We start from the raw sequence: 17,232 nt of genomic DNA on the forward strand, positions 1-17,232 counted from the left end.
AAGGAGAGAATTTATTATGTCAACAATTATTGATGTTTATGCTCGCGAAGTCCTTGACTCTCGTGGTAACCCAACTGTAGAAGTAGAAGTTTACACAGAAAGCGGCGCTTTCGGACGCGCTATCGTACCAAGTGGTGCATCTACTGGTGAGCACGAAGCAGTAGAATTACGTGACGGTGACAAATCTCGTTACCTTGGTAAAGGTGTTCTAAATGCAGTAAACAACGTTAACGAAGCAATCGCTCCAGAAATCGTTGGTTTCGACGTAACTGACCAAGCTGGTATCGACCGTGCTATGATCGAATTAGATGGCACTCCAAACAAAGGTAAACTAGGCGCTAACGCTATCCTTGGTGTATCTATGGCAGTAGCTCACGCAGCAGCTGACTTCGTAGGTCTTCCATTATACCGTTACCTTGGTGGATTCAATGCAAAACAATTACCAACTCCAATGATGAACATCATCAACGGTGGTTCTCACGCTGATAACAACGTAGACTTCCAAGAGTTCATGATCTTACCAGTTGGTGCTCCAACATTCAAAGAATCAATCCGTATGGGTGCTGAAGTATTCCATGCACTTAAAGCTGTATTACATGACAAAGGTCTTAACACTGCAGTAGGTGACGAAGGTGGATTCGCTCCAAACCTTGGTTCTAACCGTGAAGCATTAGAAGTAATCATCGAAGCTATCGAAAAAGCTGGTTACAAAGCTGGCGAGAACGTATTCTTAGGAATGGACGTTGCTTCTTCTGAGTTCTACAACAAAGAAACTGGTAAATATGACCTTGCAGGCGAAGGCCGTACTGGCTTAACTTCTGCAGAAATGGTTGATTTCTACGAAGAGCTTTGCAAAGACTTCCCAATCATCTCTATCGAAGATGGTTTAGACGAAAACGACTGGGATGGTCACAAATTATTAACTGAGCGTATCGGTGATAAAGTACAATTAGTTGGTGACGACTTATTCGTAACTAACACTCAAAAACTTGCTGAAGGTATCGAAAAAGGTATCTCTAACTCAATCTTAATTAAAGTTAACCAAATCGGTACTTTAACTGAAACTTTCGAAGCTATCGAAATGGCTAAACGTGCTGGTTACACAGCAGTTGTATCTCACCGTTCTGGTGAAACTGAAGATGCTACAATCGCTGACATCGCAGTTGCAACTAACGCTGGCCAAATCAAAACTGGTTCTATGAGCCGTACTGACCGTATTGCTAAGTACAACCAATTATTACGCATCGAAGACGAACTAGGCGAAATCGCTGTTTACGATGGTATCAAATCTTTCTACAACATCAAACGATAATTGTAGAAAATAACGACAGACCGTGAGAAATCACGGTCTGTTTTTTTATGCTTAAAATTGCTCACCCGTCATAAGTGACATGAAATGTTTAAAGAAGCGGTTATAATTAAAATCAATTGCGATTTGATGACTCGGCCAATCAATAAATGGCTTAGATTCTCCTAAAGAACGAAATTCCCCTATGCTTGCTCCTTGTGCATAAGATTCTGTCATGACAACGATAGGTGACTTGTGATACGTAAACATAGAGTTATCAAGTAAAGCGAGTATTGGCATTGTGTCATGAAAGGGGCTCCCCTTTAAATGCGGTAAGGCGTCTTTATAATATCCGTAGTAATAATGATTGAATAACGGTTTGACGAGTGGGGCTTTTCCTTTTGCTTCAATGTATTCAGCCATTTCTGGTGTAATGATGGAATACTGAGTGACGTTTAATGGATAGATGTACATGTTAGGTGAGGATTGAAGGACTATATTAGCGGCAGTAGGATCGCCATAAAAGTTCGCTTCTGAAATAGGGGGCACATTACCAGGATGTAAAAAGGCGCCACCCATTACGTAGTAAGATTTAATTTGCTTCATGAGCTGTTTACATAAGATGAATAAAATTGCTAGGGAGGTAAGTCTGCCTAAACTAACAATGATTAATTCATCTTTATACTGTTCAATAAGAGGAATGACTTCGAAAAAATTCTCCATTTCTCCGTTAGTCACATGTCCCTTTGGAATAATTGGCCCGAGCCCTTGTTTCCCGTGTACTTCCGTAAAGAAAGCAGGAGGGGCGCCAGTAAGTGGGCGTTCTGATCCACCAAATATCTTGATATTTCTATCCTTTGCTTCGTTCTTAAGAAAATGAGCATTTTGTACGGCCATTTCTTTTGGAACATTGCCGTAATCAGCAACAATGCCGACGATTTCTAGTTCATCGATAAAGAATGCTAAGAGGAGAGCCATCGTATCGTCAATCCCAGGATCACAAAAAATAAGAACTTTTTTGGGCATATGTTCACCACCTATCTTATTCATATATATGTAAGCTTATGGATAAAAAGATTATTTTATTGAAATAACAACGTTACAAATTCAGAAAATAAAAACTTTTTATATTAGGTCAAGGTTTTTGACTTAATTTCCGATTGGAAATGCAGTCATATCAAGGGTGTAAGCGTATAACATAGGCTGTTTTTGCTGTCAAGTTGATAAATTGCAGCTTTTTACAATTTATACTATGATAAAGATATTAAGAGAAGATCGTATAAACATGAGGGATGATGAACATGAAATTTACAAAGATTCTTGTCCAAATTGCAGCTCTTTACGTTTTTTATATGGTTGGAAATTGGGTACAAGAAGTGTTAAATATTCCGATTCCAGGAAGTTTGATTGGAATGTTCCTCTTACTTGTTTTACTTAGCCTAAAAGTCCTTCCAGTGAAATGGTTCGATTTAGGAGCAGAAACACTCGTTGCTATTATGCCGTTTTTATTAATTCCGCCAACGCTTGGCCTAATGAATTACGGTGCTTTTTTTATGAGTAAAGGAATTTCTCTTTTCATTACAATTGTAGCGAGTACATTTTTAATTATTATTGTCGCAGGACATACAGGACAATATCTTGCGAATAGAAAGGAAAGAGAGTCGCGATGAGCCAAATATTAATCGGAATCGGTTGGGTTCTTTTTACGGTGCTATTATATCAATTATCAAAAAAAATCTATAAAGTATTTCCAACACCATTCACCATTCCAATGCTTGTAGCAACAGGTTTAATGGCTTTCTTATTTATCATGCTTGATATACCATATCAACATTATATGGAAAGTGGTGGTGGCTGGATTGCAAAACTGCTGGGACCCGGTGTTGTAGCATTTGCAATTCCTCTTTATAAACAACGTCACGTTCTGCAAAAATATATCGTGCCGATTGCCGGTGGTGTATTAGTAGGTACAACAGTTGCGATTGCAAGTGATTTTGCCATTGCATCACTTATGGGAACAGATAAAAGCTTAATTTTATCTTCTTTACCAAAATCGGTGACAATGCCAGTTGCGATGAGTGTTTCAGAGCAAGTTGGTGGTGTACCGTCATTAACAGCAGCTTTCGTTGTTATCGCAGGTATTACTGGAACGATTACCGGACCACTTTTATTAAAATGGAGCCGTGTTACAAACTCAGTTGGTAAAGGCATCGGATTTGGATGTGCTTCTCATATTATGGGCGTCATGAGAGCAATGAAAAATAATGAACATGAAGGTGTTATTGGATCGGTAACAATGACATTAACAGCAATTTTGACATGTTTGCTCGGGCCGTTATTTGCAATGATGTTTATGTAATAGAAGAAAAGCGAGAGTGACTCTATAGCTCTCGCTTTTCTATAGAATTTATGCTACAGTTAAAATAACTGAATCTTTGTAGGAGGTACGCCAAGTGCATACGTTATTATCCGTTTTACTTATTATTGTATCGATTTTAATGATTGTTATGGTACTTATGCAGTCTAGTAATAGCTCAGGCCTTTCAGGTGCAATTTCAGGCGGTGCAGAGCAATTATTTGGTAAGCAAAAAGCACGTGGAATTGAAGCAGTATTAAACCGTATTACAATTGTTTTAGCTGTTCTATTCTTCGTATTAACAATTGCTGTTACGTACTTAAATTTATAGAATTGAAAGAAGAAGCGTTAGTAAGATGTACTAATGGTTCTTCTTTTTTTATTTTGCCATTTGAAAGATGTTTCTAATTAGATTATAGAAATATAAATATGGTACACTAGATATAGAAAGAATACGACTAGATTACAGAAGAGAAAGAGGAGAAGTACATGATGAAATTAGCATCTCCGAAACCATTTACATTTGAGGGTGGAGACCGCGCTGTTTTATTACTACATGGTTTCACAGGAAACTCAGCTGATGTACGTATGTTAGGGCGTTTCTTAGAGAAGAAAGGCTACACTTGTCATGCGCCAATTTTTAAAGGGCACGGTGTACCACCAGAAGAGCTTGTTCATACAGGTCCTGAAGATTGGTGGCAAGACGTAATGGAAGCATATCAGCTTTTAAAAGATAAAGGCTTTGAGAAAATTGCTGTTGCTGGATTATCACTTGGGGGCGTATTTTCTTTAAAATTAGGTTATACAGTACCGGTTTTAGGTGTAGTACCAATGTGTGCACCAATGTATATTAAGAGTGAAGAAACGATGTACCAAGGTATATTGGCATATGCCCGCGAATATAAAAAACGTGAGCAAAAATCACCAGAGCAAATCGAACAAGAAATGTTGGAATTCCAAAAGACACCGATGAATACATTAAAAGCATTACAACAATTAATTGCTGACGTACGTAACAATGTGGATATGATTTATGCACCGACATTTGTTGTACAAGCACGTCATGATGAAATGATTAATACAGATAGTGCTAATATTATTTATAACGGTGTAGAATCTACGTTAAAAGACATTAAATGGTATGAAGACTCTACGCATGTCATTACACTTGATAAGCAACGTGACGAGCTACATGAGGATGTATATAACTTCTTGGAGCAACTAGATTGGTAAGATCTAGTTGCCTCTTTTTTTCATAAGGAATTTTTTGTGAAAACTGTAAAAATCATTAGGGGAGTATTAAAGTTTCGCTTTATACATCCCCAGTCTTTCGGATACACTAAATAATATAAGGGTTTAAAGGAGGTATTTCTGCTTGGAAGAAATCATACAAGAAAATATTGATAAGTTGTTATTATTTATGAGAGAAGAAGCGTATAAACCGTTAACAATACAAGAGTTAGAAGAGGCATTTGGAATTGAAGGATCTGAGGGCTTTAAAGATTTTGTAAAGGCACTTGTAATGATGGAAGAGAAGGGACTTGTTATTCGCACACGTAGTAACCGTTACGGTCTTCCTGAAAAGATGAATTTAGTACGCGGTAAATTAATTGGACATGCACGTGGCTTTGCATTCGTTGTACCAGAAGAGAAGAAAACGGGAGATGATGATCTTTTCATCCCGCCTACAGAGTTAAACGGTGCACTTCATGGTGATACAGTATTAGCGCGTGTTAGCGCACAATCAAGTGGATCACGCCAAGAAGGTTCAATTGTACGTATTTTAGAGCGCGGCACGAAAGAACTAGTTGGTACATATACAGAATCGAAAAACTTTGGATTTGTCATACCTGACAATAAGCGCTGGACGAGTGATATCTTTATCTTGAAAAGTGCATCAATGGGTGCTGTAGAAGGCCATAAAGTAGTTGTGAAAATTACGAGTTACCCAGAGAACCGTTTAAGTGCAGAAGGTGAAGTTATTCAAATTCTAGGTCATAAAAATGATCCAGGAGTAGATATTTTATCAGTTATTCATAAACATCATCTACCTTTAGCATTTCCTGAAGAAGTGATGGAGCATGCAAACAGTGTACCAGAAACGATTTCAGAAGAAGATTTAAAAGATCGCCGTGACCTGCGTGACCAAATGATCGTAACGATTGACGGTGCAGATGCGAAAGATTTAGATGACGCTGTTACAGTAACGAAGCTCGAGAATGGTAACTACAAGCTTGGCGTTCATATTGCGGATGTAAGTCATTACGTTCAAGAAGGTTCTCCAATTGATGTAGAAGCAGCGGAAAGAGCAACGAGTGTATATCTTGTTGACCGTGTAATTCCGATGATTCCGCATCGTCTATCTAACGGTATTTGTTCGTTAAACCCGAAAGTAGACCGTCTGACGTTATCTTGTGAAATGGAAATCAACAACTTAGGTGATGTTGTAAAGCATGAGATTTTCCAAAGTGTGATTAAAACGACAGAGCGTATGACGTATGCTGACGTAAGAAGCATTTTAGAAGATGAGGACGAAGAGTTAATCAAACGCTATGAGCCGCTAGTACCGATGTTTAAAGAGATGGGTCAATTGGCACAGATTTTACGTGAAAAACGTATGCGCCGTGGTGCAATTGACTTTGACTTTAAAGAAGCGAAAGTATTAGTAGATGAAGAAGGTAAACCGACAGATGTTGTCATGCGTGATCGTTCTGTATCAGAGAAGTTAATTGAAGAATTTATGCTTGTTGCGAACGAAACAGTAGCAGAGCATTTCCACTGGATGAACGTACCATTCATGTACCGTGTCCATGAAGATCCGAAAGAAGATAAGCTGGAGCGTTTCTTCGAGTTTGTAACGAACTTCGGATACGCAGTAAAAGGACGTGCGAACGAAATACATCCTCGTGCGTTGCAACAAATTCTTGAAATGGTTCAAGGACAGCCGGAAGAAGTAGTTATTTCAACAGTAATGCTTCGTTCAATGAAGCAAGCGCGTTACGATGCGGATAGCTTAGGACATTTCGGTTTATCAACTGAGTTCTACACACATTTCACATCACCAATTCGTCGTTATCCAGATACAATCGTTCATAGATTAATTCGTGAATACATCATTAACGGTAAAGTCGACAACGAAACACAAGCAAAATGGCGTGAAAACTTACCTGAGATAGCAGAGCACTCTTCTAATATGGAACGTCGTGCTGTTGAAGCAGAACGTGAAACAGACGAAATGAAAAAAGCAGAGTATATGGTTGATAAGATTGGCGAAGAGTATGACGGTATGATTAGCTCTGTAACAAACTTCGGTTTATTCGTAGAGCTTCCAAATACGATTGAAGGTCTTGTACACGTTAGCTACTTAACGGATGATTACTACCGTTATGACGAGAAACATTTCGCAATGATCGGAGAACGTACAGGTAACGTATTCCGCATCGGAGACGAAATTACAATTCGCGTTATTAACGTAAACAAAGACGAGCGTGCAATCGACTTTGAAATCGTTGGCATGAAAGGTACGCCTCGTCGTAAATTCAAAGATCGTCCAGTCGTTATCGAACAGCCAAGAACAGGCAGAAAGAAACGCGGTGGACGTAGCGAGCGTAGTAATGAGCGCGGCGGAGAACGCGGCTCAGGAAGAAAGTTTGATCGTGGTGGCCAAGGAAAAGGAAAAGCATCAGCATCCACATCTGCCAGTCAGCCGGTTAAAAAAGATAGTAATAGTAATGGCAAGAAGAAAAAAGGATTCTTTGAAAATGTACCAGGATTCAAGAAGAAAAAGAAAAAGCGTAAGTAAGAGAAGAGAGGCTTCGCTTTGATGAAAAGCGGGGCTTTTTCTTTTTTATTGGTGGCTTGAGAGCGAGCCACTTTCGCTTTTTTATAACATTTGTTACAATAGTAAAAATAGAGGAGGGACGTTATATGCCAAAGGGTACAGGTAAGGTTATTGCACAAAATAAAAAAGCATTTCATGATTATTTCATCGAAGAGACATACGAAGCAGGGCTTGTCCTTCAAGGAACGGAAATTAAGTCGATTCGCGCTGGTCGCGTAAACTTGAAAGATGCGTTTGCACGTGTACATAATGGTGAAGTATGGGTACATAATATGCATATTAGTACATATGAGCAAGGGAATCGTTTCAACCATGATCCGCTTCGCACGAGAAAGTTACTTCTTCATAAAAAAGAAATTGAAAAGTTAACGGGTGCTTCAAAAGAAACAGGCTATGCATTAGTTCCAGTTAGAATTTATTTAAAAAATGGATTCGCGAAAATGGCACTTGGTTTAGCAAAAGGTAAAAAGCAATATGATAAGCGTAACGATTTAAAAGAAAAAGAAGCAAAACGTGAAATTGCACGCGCGTTCCGTGATCGTCAAAAGATGTAATACAGATATTTACATTTGTAAAACGGCGCGCGTATGATATAATAACTTATGTAAGATTGTTGCACATTGAAAAACAGCTCTTAGTAGTTATCACGATATTTCTTCGTATGCTCCATTTTTATCATGGGGACGTTACGGATTCGACAGGGATAGTTCGAGCTTAGGTTGCGAGTCGAGGGGATCGGCCTCGTTAAAACGTCAAAGCCTATAATTGGCAAACAAAACAATCTTTCTTTAGCTGCTTAATTGCACTAAAGGTTCCTCCCTCCATCGTCCATGTGGTAGGGTAAGGGACTCAAACTAAGTGGACTACGCCGGAGTTCGCCGTCTGAGGGCGAAGGAAGAGAACAATCAGACTAGCAACTTGGAAGCCTGTCGATAGGCCGAAGAGTTCGCGAAATGCTAATATATCGACTACACTCGTAGAAGCTTAAGTGCCGATATTTTTGGACGTGGGTTCGACTCCCACCGTCTCCACCAATACATAACTGTTTGGTGGTTTTTTATTTTATATGATATGAACCATAACTTTGCCAGATTGGCGAGGTTATGGTTCTTTTTGTTTTGTGGTTTTATAAAATACTTAAGTTGATAGAGGTGGGGCGGTACACTTGAAACTTAAATGGAAGGAATAGTTATTGCTGATAAGCAGATAGATACTATAGATGCCCTTAATGATTAAATAATATGTATTTAAATCTTCATATCCTTTGTGTTTCTATTCATATCTATTGTAAGATTATATAGAGTTCTCCTAATAAGCTGTTATAATGGCTTTTTTAGGAATTTAATATTTATAAATCTTAAATTATTTTTTGAGATAATTTTTTATCTAACTAAGTTATATTGAAGTAGAGGTGAACCATCGGTGAGGCAGGTGTTAGTAATTAAGAATGAACGGTCTTTAGCGAAGAAAATCGTAAGCGGTTTAAAGCAAGAAGGCCATTTCATTTTAAAACTTCACAATGAAAACCAAGGTTTAAATATAGTATATGAACAATATTGGGATATTATCATATTAGATTGGGATTCATTAAGTATATCCGGACCAGAAATTTGTAGACAAATACGACTTGTTAAAACGACACCAATCATTATTGTGACCGACAATATTTCTAGCAAGGATTGCATAGCAGGGTTACAAGCAGGAGCAGATGATTATATTAGAAAACCATTTGTGAAAGAAGAATTAGTAGCAAGAGTTCAAGCTATTTTAAGAAGAAGTGACTATAATCAGCAAAATGAGATAAACTTTTTTCAGTTTAAAGATCTCTTTGTTGATGCATCTAGCAATATTGTGAAAAAAGATGGTAAAAATCTCTCGCTTACGAAGCGTGAGTACGATTTACTTGTATTTTTAATCAAGAATAAAAATACAATATTGAGTCGTGAAATGCTTTTGAATCAGGTTTGGGGATATAACGTAGTAGTAAATCCAAATGTAGTAGACTTATATATTGGGTATGTAAGAAAAAAGTTAAAGTGTGAGAAGAAAGACAGATATATTCAAACGATACATGGCAGAGGCTATTCAATGGTTGATTGATAAAAATAAGATAATAAAGTAGTTTCTGTGAAATATGAAAAGAAGGAAACTATAAATAGAAGATTGCTATCAGGAAAGGGTCATTTTTTTGCAATAGAAATCATGGTTTATAAGGTACTAATCTATCGGTTAGTGCGTGTGGGGGATGGATCTGGTGTGCATTAGTTGAGACCGTATCTAATTTATTTTTAATTTTATTAACTCACACCATTCACAAGATTTTCACAGAATTAATGACTATACTTATTTACAGGATGTTCAAATGAAAATGATTATCAATAGCAATTTAGATACATGAAAGTTATTATCTAATTCAATCTATGGACGTCATCATTTTCGAACTAAATTACATAATAAGGAGTATACGTATGAAAAAAACTATGCTTTTAAAATTAGTAAGTATTCTAGCAATTTTCACTTTAATGTTAGTAGCTTGCTCGGATTCAAGTAAAGAAACTTCGAAGGCTAATAATAAAGATAATGGTAGTGATAAGCCAAAAACGGTTGAAATCACTGATGCACATGGAAAGGTTACTGTTCCTGTAAATCCAAAGAATGTAGTTGCTTTAGATAATAGAACTTTTGAAACTCTAGCTGATTGGGGAATTAAATTAGCGGCTGCTCCAAAGGATATCATGCCTGCGGATTCAGCATATAAAAAAGATGATTCAGTTAAAAATATCGGGAATCACCGCGAACCAAATCTTGAAATTATTGCAGCGGCAAACCCTGAACTTGTAATCGTTGGTCAAAGATTTGCTGATCATTACGAAGAAATTAAAAAATTAGTGCCAGATGCAGCTGTTATTGATCTTAATTTTGATGTTTCTGAGAAGGCTACTAAGCCTGGAGAAAACTTAGTAAAAGGACTTAAAGATTCTACAACTACTTTAGGAAAAATCTTTGCTAAAGATAAAGAAGCTAAACAATTAGTGGCTGATTTTGATAAATCTATTGAAACTGCAAAATCTGCTTATAACGGAAAAGATAAAGTTATGAGTGTTATCGTTACTGGTGGAAATATTGGCTTTGCTGCTCCACATTCTGGTCGTGTTTGGGGACCAATGTATGAAATTTTCGGTTGGACTCCAGCATTAGAAGTTTCGAATTCTACTGCAGGTCATAAAGGTGATGACGTTTCTGTTGAAGCTATCGCACAAACAAATCCTGATTGGCTTTTCGTATTAGATCGTGATGCTGCAACATCTGATGCAGCTAAGTCAGCTCCTGCTCAGGATGTTATTTCTAAATCACCAGCTCTTCAAAATACAACTGCTGTTTCTAAAAAACAAGTTATTTATGCACCAGCAGATACTTACACAAATGAATCAATTCAGACTTATGTAGAGTTATTTGGAAATATTGCAAAAACTTTAGCTAAGTAGTGTAAAGGGGTACGAAACAGTGTCAAAAAATATGATTTCTAGGGTTGAGAATATTTCTCAACCCCAGTTTTATAATCACAATAAAATATGGACAAAACCTTTTATAATAGCGGTTATAGTTGTTATAATTTTAGGGGTTATATCACTGTTTACCGGAGTTTATGATATTCGTGGACAAGAGGACGGAATGGAGATGTTTTTCATTACTCGTGTTCCGAGAACAGTTGCATTAATGCTTACTGGAGCTGCAATGGCGATGGCAGGACTCGTAATGCAACTCATTACACAGAATCGCTTTGTTGAACCTACTACAACGGGAACGATTGAATGGTCAGGCTTAGGCCTGCTTTTTGTATATTTATTATTTCCTGCCCCGACTTTAGTTCAAAGAATGACTGGCGCAATCATTTTTTCTTTTATAGGAACTATGATTTTCTTTTTATTTTTAAGAAGAGTTAAACTTCGTTCTTCTTTAATTGTCCCGATTATTGGATTGATGCTCGGAGCAGTTATTTCTGCAGTGTCTACGTTTATGGGACTTCTTTTTCAAATGACGCAAAGTATTGAAACTTGGTTCGTAGGTTCATTTGCTACTGTTCAGGTAGGAAGATATGAATATTTATGGCTGATTGTTATCGTTACTTTGTTTATTTTTATGTATGCTAATAGATTGACTTTAGCTGGACTAGGGGAAGATGTCGCAACAAGCCTTGGCGTTAATTACAATAGAATTGTTCTTTTTGGGACTGGTCTTATCTCTGTTGCTGTTGGAATTGTTGCAGCTGTTATTGGAAATTTACCTTTCTTAGGATTAATTGTTCCAAACATTGTTTCCATGTTTAGAGGCGATGATCTTAGGAGTAATTTACCTTGGGTATGTGTGATCGGAATGGGGACAATAACTGCCTGTGACATCATTTCTCGAACAATTATAAAGCCGTTTGAATTACCTGTTTCTTTAATACTTGCAACAGTGGGAGCGGTCGTGTTTATTACTATTCTATTGAGACGAAGAAAACCAAGGAGGCTGCGATGATCACATTAGATTATAGAAATAAAGAAAATGTCGAAGTCGATTCTAGCCTTCATAATGAAAGTAGATCAGCTAGTGCTTTTCGTTCTAAGAAGGAAGCAAGACGTTATTGGATTGTACTGACAACATTGATTGCTTTAGGTCTCCTTTCTTCATATGGACTTTTAGTTTATAACAATCCAGTTCCGATAGATTCACCTTCTTTTATCCCAGTTGTTAAGAGAAGAATAGTAGCTATTGTTGCGATGATTATTGCTGCAGTTTGCCATAGCTTATCGACAGTTGCTTTCCAATCCATTACGAATAATAAGATTATTACTCCTTCACTTTTAGGTTTCGAATCACTTTATTCAGCAATTCAAACGAGTACAATATTCTTCTTTGGTGCTAGTGCATTAATAAACTTTAATGGAATTGGATCATTTTTATTTCAAGTTGTTGTGATGGTCTTCATGAGTTTGATACTTTATGGATGGTTACTTTCCGGTAAATACGGGAATTTACAACTTATGCTTTTAGTTGGAATTATTATTGGTACCGGGCTAAACTCTGTGTCAACTTTTATGAGAAAACTACTTGCGCCTTCAGAATTTGATATTTTACAAGCGAGATTATTTGGTTCTGTTAATCATGCAGACCCTGCATATTTTCCTGTTGTAATTCCTATGATCATAATTGTAGCGTTATTAATTTTTGCTCATTCTAAGAAGTTGAATGTTTTGTCACTAGGGAAGGATGTTGCTACTTCTTTTGGGGTTAAATATCAACCTAGTGTAATTTATACGCTTGTGTTAGTAGCTATTTTAATGTCTATCTCAACCGCTCTAATTGGGCCACTTACGTTCTACGGCTTTTTAGTAGCAACTTTGAGTTATCAGGCGGCTTCAACTTATGATCATAGATATATTTTCCCAATGGCGTTTGCTATAGGATTTTTAATAATGACGAGTGCATACTTTTTAATGTATCATGTATTCCATGCTCAAGGTGTAGTTTCAGTTATTATTGAATTATTTGGTGGAATCATATTCTTAACTATAGTTTTAAGGAAGAGGGCTTTATGATAAAAATTGATAATGTTAAAAAGTTCTATACTGATAAGGTGAAAATAGGACCTTTGGATATTGAAATACCAAAAGCAGGCTTTACTTCTTTAATTGGACCAAATGGTGCTGGAAAGTCTACGACACTTTTGATGATTGGAAGACTTTTGGATATGGATGAAGGTCAAATTCAAGTAGCGAATATGGATGTTTCTGAATCTAAATCAAAAGACTTAGCAAAAATTTTGACTATATTGCGACAAGAAAATCATTTTGTAACGAGGCTTACTGTTAGACAATTAGTTGGATTTGGGCGCTTTCCTTATTCAAAGGGAAGATTAACTAAAGAAGATGAGGTTATCATTTCTAAATATATCGATTTCTTAGATTTAACTAGTTTAGAGAATAGATATTTAGATGAGCTTTCTGGTGGTCAAAGACAAAGGGCATATGTAGCGATGGTATTGTGCCAAGAGACTGAATATGTACTTTTAGACGAACCTCTGAACAATCTGGATGTTGCTCGTTCTGTTCAAATGATGGAACATTTGAGACGTGCAGCTAATGAATTCGGAAGAACAATTTTGACTGTTATGCATGACATAAATTTTGCAGCAAAATACTCTGATAAAATTTGTGCTATGAAAGATGGACAAATTGCTGCTTTTGGAACAGTAGAAGAGGTTATGGACCCAAAAATTTTGACAGATATTTTTGAAACAAAAATAGAAATTATCAATGGTCCCTATGGGCCAATCGCTGTTTATTAGTTACAAAATGAGTATGCAAAAAAGCTGCTGTCTATATTTTATAGGCAGCAGCTTTTTTTATGCGATTGCCGATGATAGCTCTGTCCCACAAGTATTTCATTACTCCCGGTCCTGCGATGATTCCAACAATATACTTGTAAATTACTCATAAAATGCAAAGGAATGCTTCAATTTTTTAAGTATCTACCAAACGAAAAATTTATCTTTGTATAACTTTTTATGAGGATTCAGCTTGGTTCTTAGTATGTAATATTGCATATAAGAGTGTATTGATAAAAGTGTAAGAGGTCACTATAATGAGGGCATAAAGATAAATCACATTTTCGTAGCAATAAAAAAGGAGGAAATAATATGGAAATCGCAATGGCAGTTTTAAAATTTGTAGGTGGCGTAATCCCGTTAATTCAAGAACTTTTAAAAGCATTTATGTAGGTTTATTAGTTAGCTATCATTTATCACTCATTATCATATCTTACTAAAAAAAGAACGGGGTGATTTTTCTGAATATTAAGAAAAACACTAAAAGAAGAAAGTTCCTTGCATGTTTATTAGTTAGTCTATGCACTATTAATTATTCATCTATTTCCTTCGCAGAAACACAAGTAGGTAATGCAACTGATGTAATCAAAAATGCTAGTGGCATTGATACTGGTATAGCAAATCTTAAATATAATAATCAAGAGGTTTTAGCTGTAAATGGTGATAAGGTAGAGAGTTTTGTTCCGAAAGAAAGTATCAATTCAAATGGTAAATTTGTAGTAGTGGAACGCGAGAAAAAATCACTTACAACTTCACCAGTCGATATTTCGATTATTGATTCTGTGGTGAATCGTACGTATCCAGGAGCGGTACAACTTGCAAATAAAGCTTTTGCAGACAATCAACCGAGTTTATTAGTGGCTAAGAGAAAGCCTTTGAATATTAGTATAGACTTACCTGGCATGAGAAAAGAAAATACAATTACTGTCCAAAATCCGACATATGGTAATGTGGCTGGAGCAGTAGATGATTTAGTATCTACTTGGAATGAAAAGTATTCTAAAACACATACGTTACCTGCAAGAATGCAGTATACAGAATCTATGGTTTATAGTAAATCACAAATCGCAAGTGCCCTTAACGTTAACGCTAAATATCTCGATAACAGTCTAAACATCGATTTTAATGCGGTTGCAGATGGAGAGAAGAAAGTGATGGTAGCGGCATATAAGCAAATATTTTATACCGTAAGTGCTGAACTACCTAACAATCCATCCGATCTTTTTGATAATAGTGTTACTTTTGGTGAGTTAACTCGTAAAGGTGTAAGTAATTCGGCTCCACCTGTTATGGTTTCAAATGTAGCTTATGGTAGAACTGTTTATGTGAAATTAGAAACAACATCTAAGAGTAAAGATGTACAAGCTGCTTTTAAAGCTTTACTTAAGAATAACAGCGTCGAAACGAGTGGACAGTACAAAGATATTTTTGAAGAAAGTACCTTTACTGCTGTAGTATTAGGCGGAGATGCGAAAGAGCATAACAAGGTTGTTACTAAAGATTTCAATGAAATCCGAAATATCATTAAAGATAATGCTGAATTAAGTCTTAAAAATCCAGCATATCCAATTTCATATACAAGCACTTTCTTAAAAGATAATGCAACTGCTGCTGTTCATAACAATACAGATTATATTGAGACGACAACTACAGAATATTCAAGTGCAAAAATGACACTTGATCATTACGGTGCTTACGTTGCTCAATTTGATGTATCTTGGGATGAATTCACATTTGATCAAAATGGGAAAGAAGTACTAACACATAAAACATGGGATGGTAGCGGCAGAGACAAAACAGCTCATTACTCTACAGTTATCCCTCTTCCACCAAATTCAAAAAATATAAAAATCGTAGCTAGAGAATGTACTGGTCTTGCATGGGAATGGTGGAGAACAATTATCAATGAACAAAATGTTCCATTAACAAATGAAATAAAAGTTTCAATTGGAGGAACAACATTATACCCAACGGCTAGTATTAGTCATTAGATATAAAAAAGCGCCCTGTAATCAGGGCGCTTTTTTACTTAGTCACAAATTTTACTCTTTCCAAAACTGTTCTAGCAAAATAACGATCATAGTACCTACGAGTAATCGAAAAATATATAGTCAAGGAAGAAGGAAAGCTGTTAACAGTAATGTAATTCTTAATAGAGTTAATCGAGTGTATTGTAAAAGTTTTTAAGATGAATTGTAGGGGAAATGATGATCTTATAGAAGGTGATTCCTATAGGAAGGGGATGTTCATGTTTGATTCAACAGATTTTAAAATTATAAAGTTACTACAAGAAAACGCTAGAATGAACTGGAAGGAAATTGGAGAGATAGTACATTTGACTGGCCAGGCTGTTGGGAAACGAATTAATAAATTAGAAGAGGCGGGTGTCATTCAAAAATATACGATAGATATCGACAGGGCTAAGTTAGAAGGGTCTATTATGACGTTTGTTACACTATTTCTGCATGCACCACATTATCATAATCAAATTCAAACTTTTTTTGAAAAAACGGACGTAATTACTGAAATGTATCGTATAAGTGGCGATGGGTGTTATATCATGATTCTTCACACATCTTCGCACCAGCAATTAGAAGAGACTCTTGCAGATGTTTTACATTATGGTGATTATCGTATAAATACTGTCATTAAGACAATCGAAAAAAAGAAAGAATAAGAGATTTATTCTTTCTTTTTTTATATGGAACTATAATTCTTTATTTGCTCTTGTTTATAAAACAGTTTGCCGACATGATTTTTGCATAAATATCACCAAACTCTAACGAACTCATGAACGATTGATGAACGTGTACTGCGGGGATTAGATTTCCTTGAAATTCTAAATCTCTTGTTGTACAAGCATCTTCAATTACAACACATTGAAATCCTAAATCACTGGCAGCACGTACTGTTGCATCAATACATACATGAGTCATCATACCGCAAATGACTAGTTGATCTATTTTTTCTTTCTTTAATGTTTCAAATAAATTGGTTCTTAAAAAACTGTTAGGGTGATGTTTTTGTATGACTCTTTCGTTAGCAATTGGCTGTACATCATCATGAATTTGAACACCTACTGTTTCAGGTAAGAAGAAAGTAGCTCCTTCATTGTTCGCAATATGTTGTACGTGAATAACTGTTTTATTTTTTTCACGAAATACTTTCAAGACTTCTTTTGCTTTTTGTGCGGCTTTTTCAGGTTGATGTAATTCCATATTGCCGCCTTCAAAGTAATCATTTTGCATGTCGACTAATAGTAACGCTTCGTTCATCATTAATCCCCCCACAATTATTTATACAGCACGTTATTTGTACTGTACCGTTATTATATAAATTGCAACTATGTGGAAGTAATAACGTCATGAAAAGATTTT

Annotated in this window: 16 protein-coding genes and 1 other RNA gene; 15 read left to right on the top strand and 2 right to left on the bottom strand. The window is 36.2% G+C overall.

The annotated features are described in order from the left end of the window. The first annotated feature begins 16 nt into the window (after positions 1-16). On the top strand, positions 17-1,312 hold the full coding sequence (eno, locus tag MKO96_RS18380) for a phosphopyruvate hydratase (protein ID WP_000103948.1): 1,296 nt from the start codon (positions 17-19) through the stop codon (positions 1,310-1,312). Positions 1,313-1,363: 51 nt separating this feature from the next. Here the strand turns inward: eno and MKO96_RS18385 are convergent, their stop codons facing one another. Next, entirely contained in the window at positions 1,364-2,314 is a 951-nt protein-coding gene (locus MKO96_RS18385) for a nucleoside hydrolase (protein ID WP_240588300.1), read from the bottom strand. A 275-nt stretch (positions 2,315-2,589) separates the two neighbouring features. Between MKO96_RS18385 and MKO96_RS18390 the strand changes: the two genes are divergently transcribed. From MKO96_RS18390 to MKO96_RS18455, 14 genes are all read left to right on the top strand, one after another. Continuing rightward, positions 2,590-2,958 (top strand): CidA/LrgA family holin-like protein, encoded by a 369-nt coding sequence (locus MKO96_RS18390; RefSeq protein ID WP_000673212.1) that lies wholly within the window; start codon positions 2,590-2,592, stop codon positions 2,956-2,958. Further along, positions 2,955-3,647 carry an LrgB family protein gene (locus MKO96_RS18395; protein ID WP_240588301.1) on the top strand — a complete coding sequence of 231 codons (693 nt, stop codon included), beginning with the start codon at positions 2,955-2,957 and terminating at the stop codon, positions 3,645-3,647. The genes MKO96_RS18390 and MKO96_RS18395 overlap by 4 nt, the downstream gene beginning before the upstream one ends. A 94-nt stretch (positions 3,648-3,741) precedes the next feature. After that, on the top strand, positions 3,742-3,975 hold the full coding sequence (gene secG / locus MKO96_RS18400) for a preprotein translocase subunit SecG (protein ID WP_000557263.1): 234 nt from the start codon (positions 3,742-3,744) through the stop codon (positions 3,973-3,975). 161 nt (positions 3,976-4,136) lie between these two features. Continuing rightward, positions 4,137-4,877, top strand: coding sequence for a carboxylesterase (gene estA, locus MKO96_RS18405; protein ID WP_170930161.1), 741 nt, complete (start codon positions 4,137-4,139; stop codon positions 4,875-4,877). 142 nt (positions 4,878-5,019) lie between these two features. Next, entirely contained in the window at positions 5,020-7,446 is a 2,427-nt protein-coding gene (gene rnr, locus MKO96_RS18410; protein ID WP_240588302.1) for a ribonuclease R, read from the top strand. Between the two features lie 125 nt (positions 7,447-7,571). Further along, positions 7,572-8,039 carry an SsrA-binding protein gene (smpB, locus tag MKO96_RS18415; RefSeq protein ID WP_001123922.1) on the top strand — a complete coding sequence of 156 codons (468 nt, stop codon included), beginning with the start codon at positions 7,572-7,574 and terminating at the stop codon, positions 8,037-8,039. A 125-nt stretch (positions 8,040-8,164) separates the two neighbouring features. Next, positions 8,165-8,519, top strand: a transfer-messenger RNA (tmRNA) gene (gene ssrA, locus MKO96_RS18420). A 388-nt stretch (positions 8,520-8,907) separates the two neighbouring features. Continuing rightward, positions 8,908-9,585 carry a response regulator transcription factor gene (locus MKO96_RS18425; RefSeq protein WP_240588303.1) on the top strand — a complete coding sequence of 226 codons (678 nt, stop codon included), beginning with the start codon at positions 8,908-8,910 and terminating at the stop codon, positions 9,583-9,585. Between the two features lie 368 nt (positions 9,586-9,953). Continuing rightward, the gene (locus MKO96_RS18430; RefSeq protein WP_240588304.1) at positions 9,954-10,970 is read left to right on the top strand and encodes a siderophore ABC transporter substrate-binding protein; all 1,017 of its coding nucleotides are present in this window, start codon (positions 9,954-9,956) and stop codon (positions 10,968-10,970) included. A 19-nt stretch (positions 10,971-10,989) separates the two neighbouring features. Continuing rightward, positions 10,990-12,006, top strand: a complete 1,017-nt coding sequence (locus MKO96_RS18435; RefSeq protein WP_097809432.1) for an ABC transporter permease — start codon at positions 10,990-10,992, stop codon at positions 12,004-12,006. Further along, the gene (locus tag MKO96_RS18440) at positions 12,003-13,067 is read left to right on the top strand and encodes an iron chelate uptake ABC transporter family permease subunit (RefSeq protein ID WP_000631136.1); all 1,065 of its coding nucleotides are present in this window, start codon (positions 12,003-12,005) and stop codon (positions 13,065-13,067) included. Before MKO96_RS18435 ends, MKO96_RS18440 begins: the two co-directional genes overlap by 4 nt. After that, positions 13,064-13,816 carry an iron ABC transporter ATP-binding protein gene (locus MKO96_RS18445; protein WP_087983037.1) on the top strand — a complete coding sequence of 251 codons (753 nt, stop codon included), beginning with the start codon at positions 13,064-13,066 and terminating at the stop codon, positions 13,814-13,816. Before MKO96_RS18440 ends, MKO96_RS18445 begins: the two co-directional genes overlap by 4 nt. A gap of 491 nt (positions 13,817-14,307) precedes the next feature. Continuing rightward, positions 14,308-15,846 carry an anthrolysin O/cereolysin O family cholesterol-dependent cytolysin Alo gene (gene alo, locus MKO96_RS18450; RefSeq protein WP_240588305.1) on the top strand — a complete coding sequence of 513 codons (1,539 nt, stop codon included), beginning with the start codon at positions 14,308-14,310 and terminating at the stop codon, positions 15,844-15,846. A gap of 251 nt (positions 15,847-16,097) precedes the next feature. Beyond that, positions 16,098-16,532 (top strand): Lrp/AsnC family transcriptional regulator, encoded by a 435-nt coding sequence (locus MKO96_RS18455; RefSeq protein ID WP_240588306.1) that lies wholly within the window; start codon positions 16,098-16,100, stop codon positions 16,530-16,532. A 40-nt stretch (positions 16,533-16,572) separates the two neighbouring features. On the opposite strand, the gene MKO96_RS18460 is transcribed toward MKO96_RS18455, so the two are convergent. After that, on the bottom strand, positions 16,573-17,130 hold the full coding sequence (locus MKO96_RS18460) for a cysteine hydrolase family protein (RefSeq protein ID WP_240588307.1): 558 nt from the start codon (positions 17,128-17,130) through the stop codon (positions 16,573-16,575). Between the last annotated feature and the right edge of the window lie 102 nt (positions 17,131-17,232).

Origin of the sequence: Bacillus sp. ES1-5 (assembly GCF_022487605.1) — a bacterium.
GTDB lineage: Bacteria > Bacillota > Bacilli > Bacillales > Bacillaceae_G > Bacillus_A > Bacillus_A wiedmannii.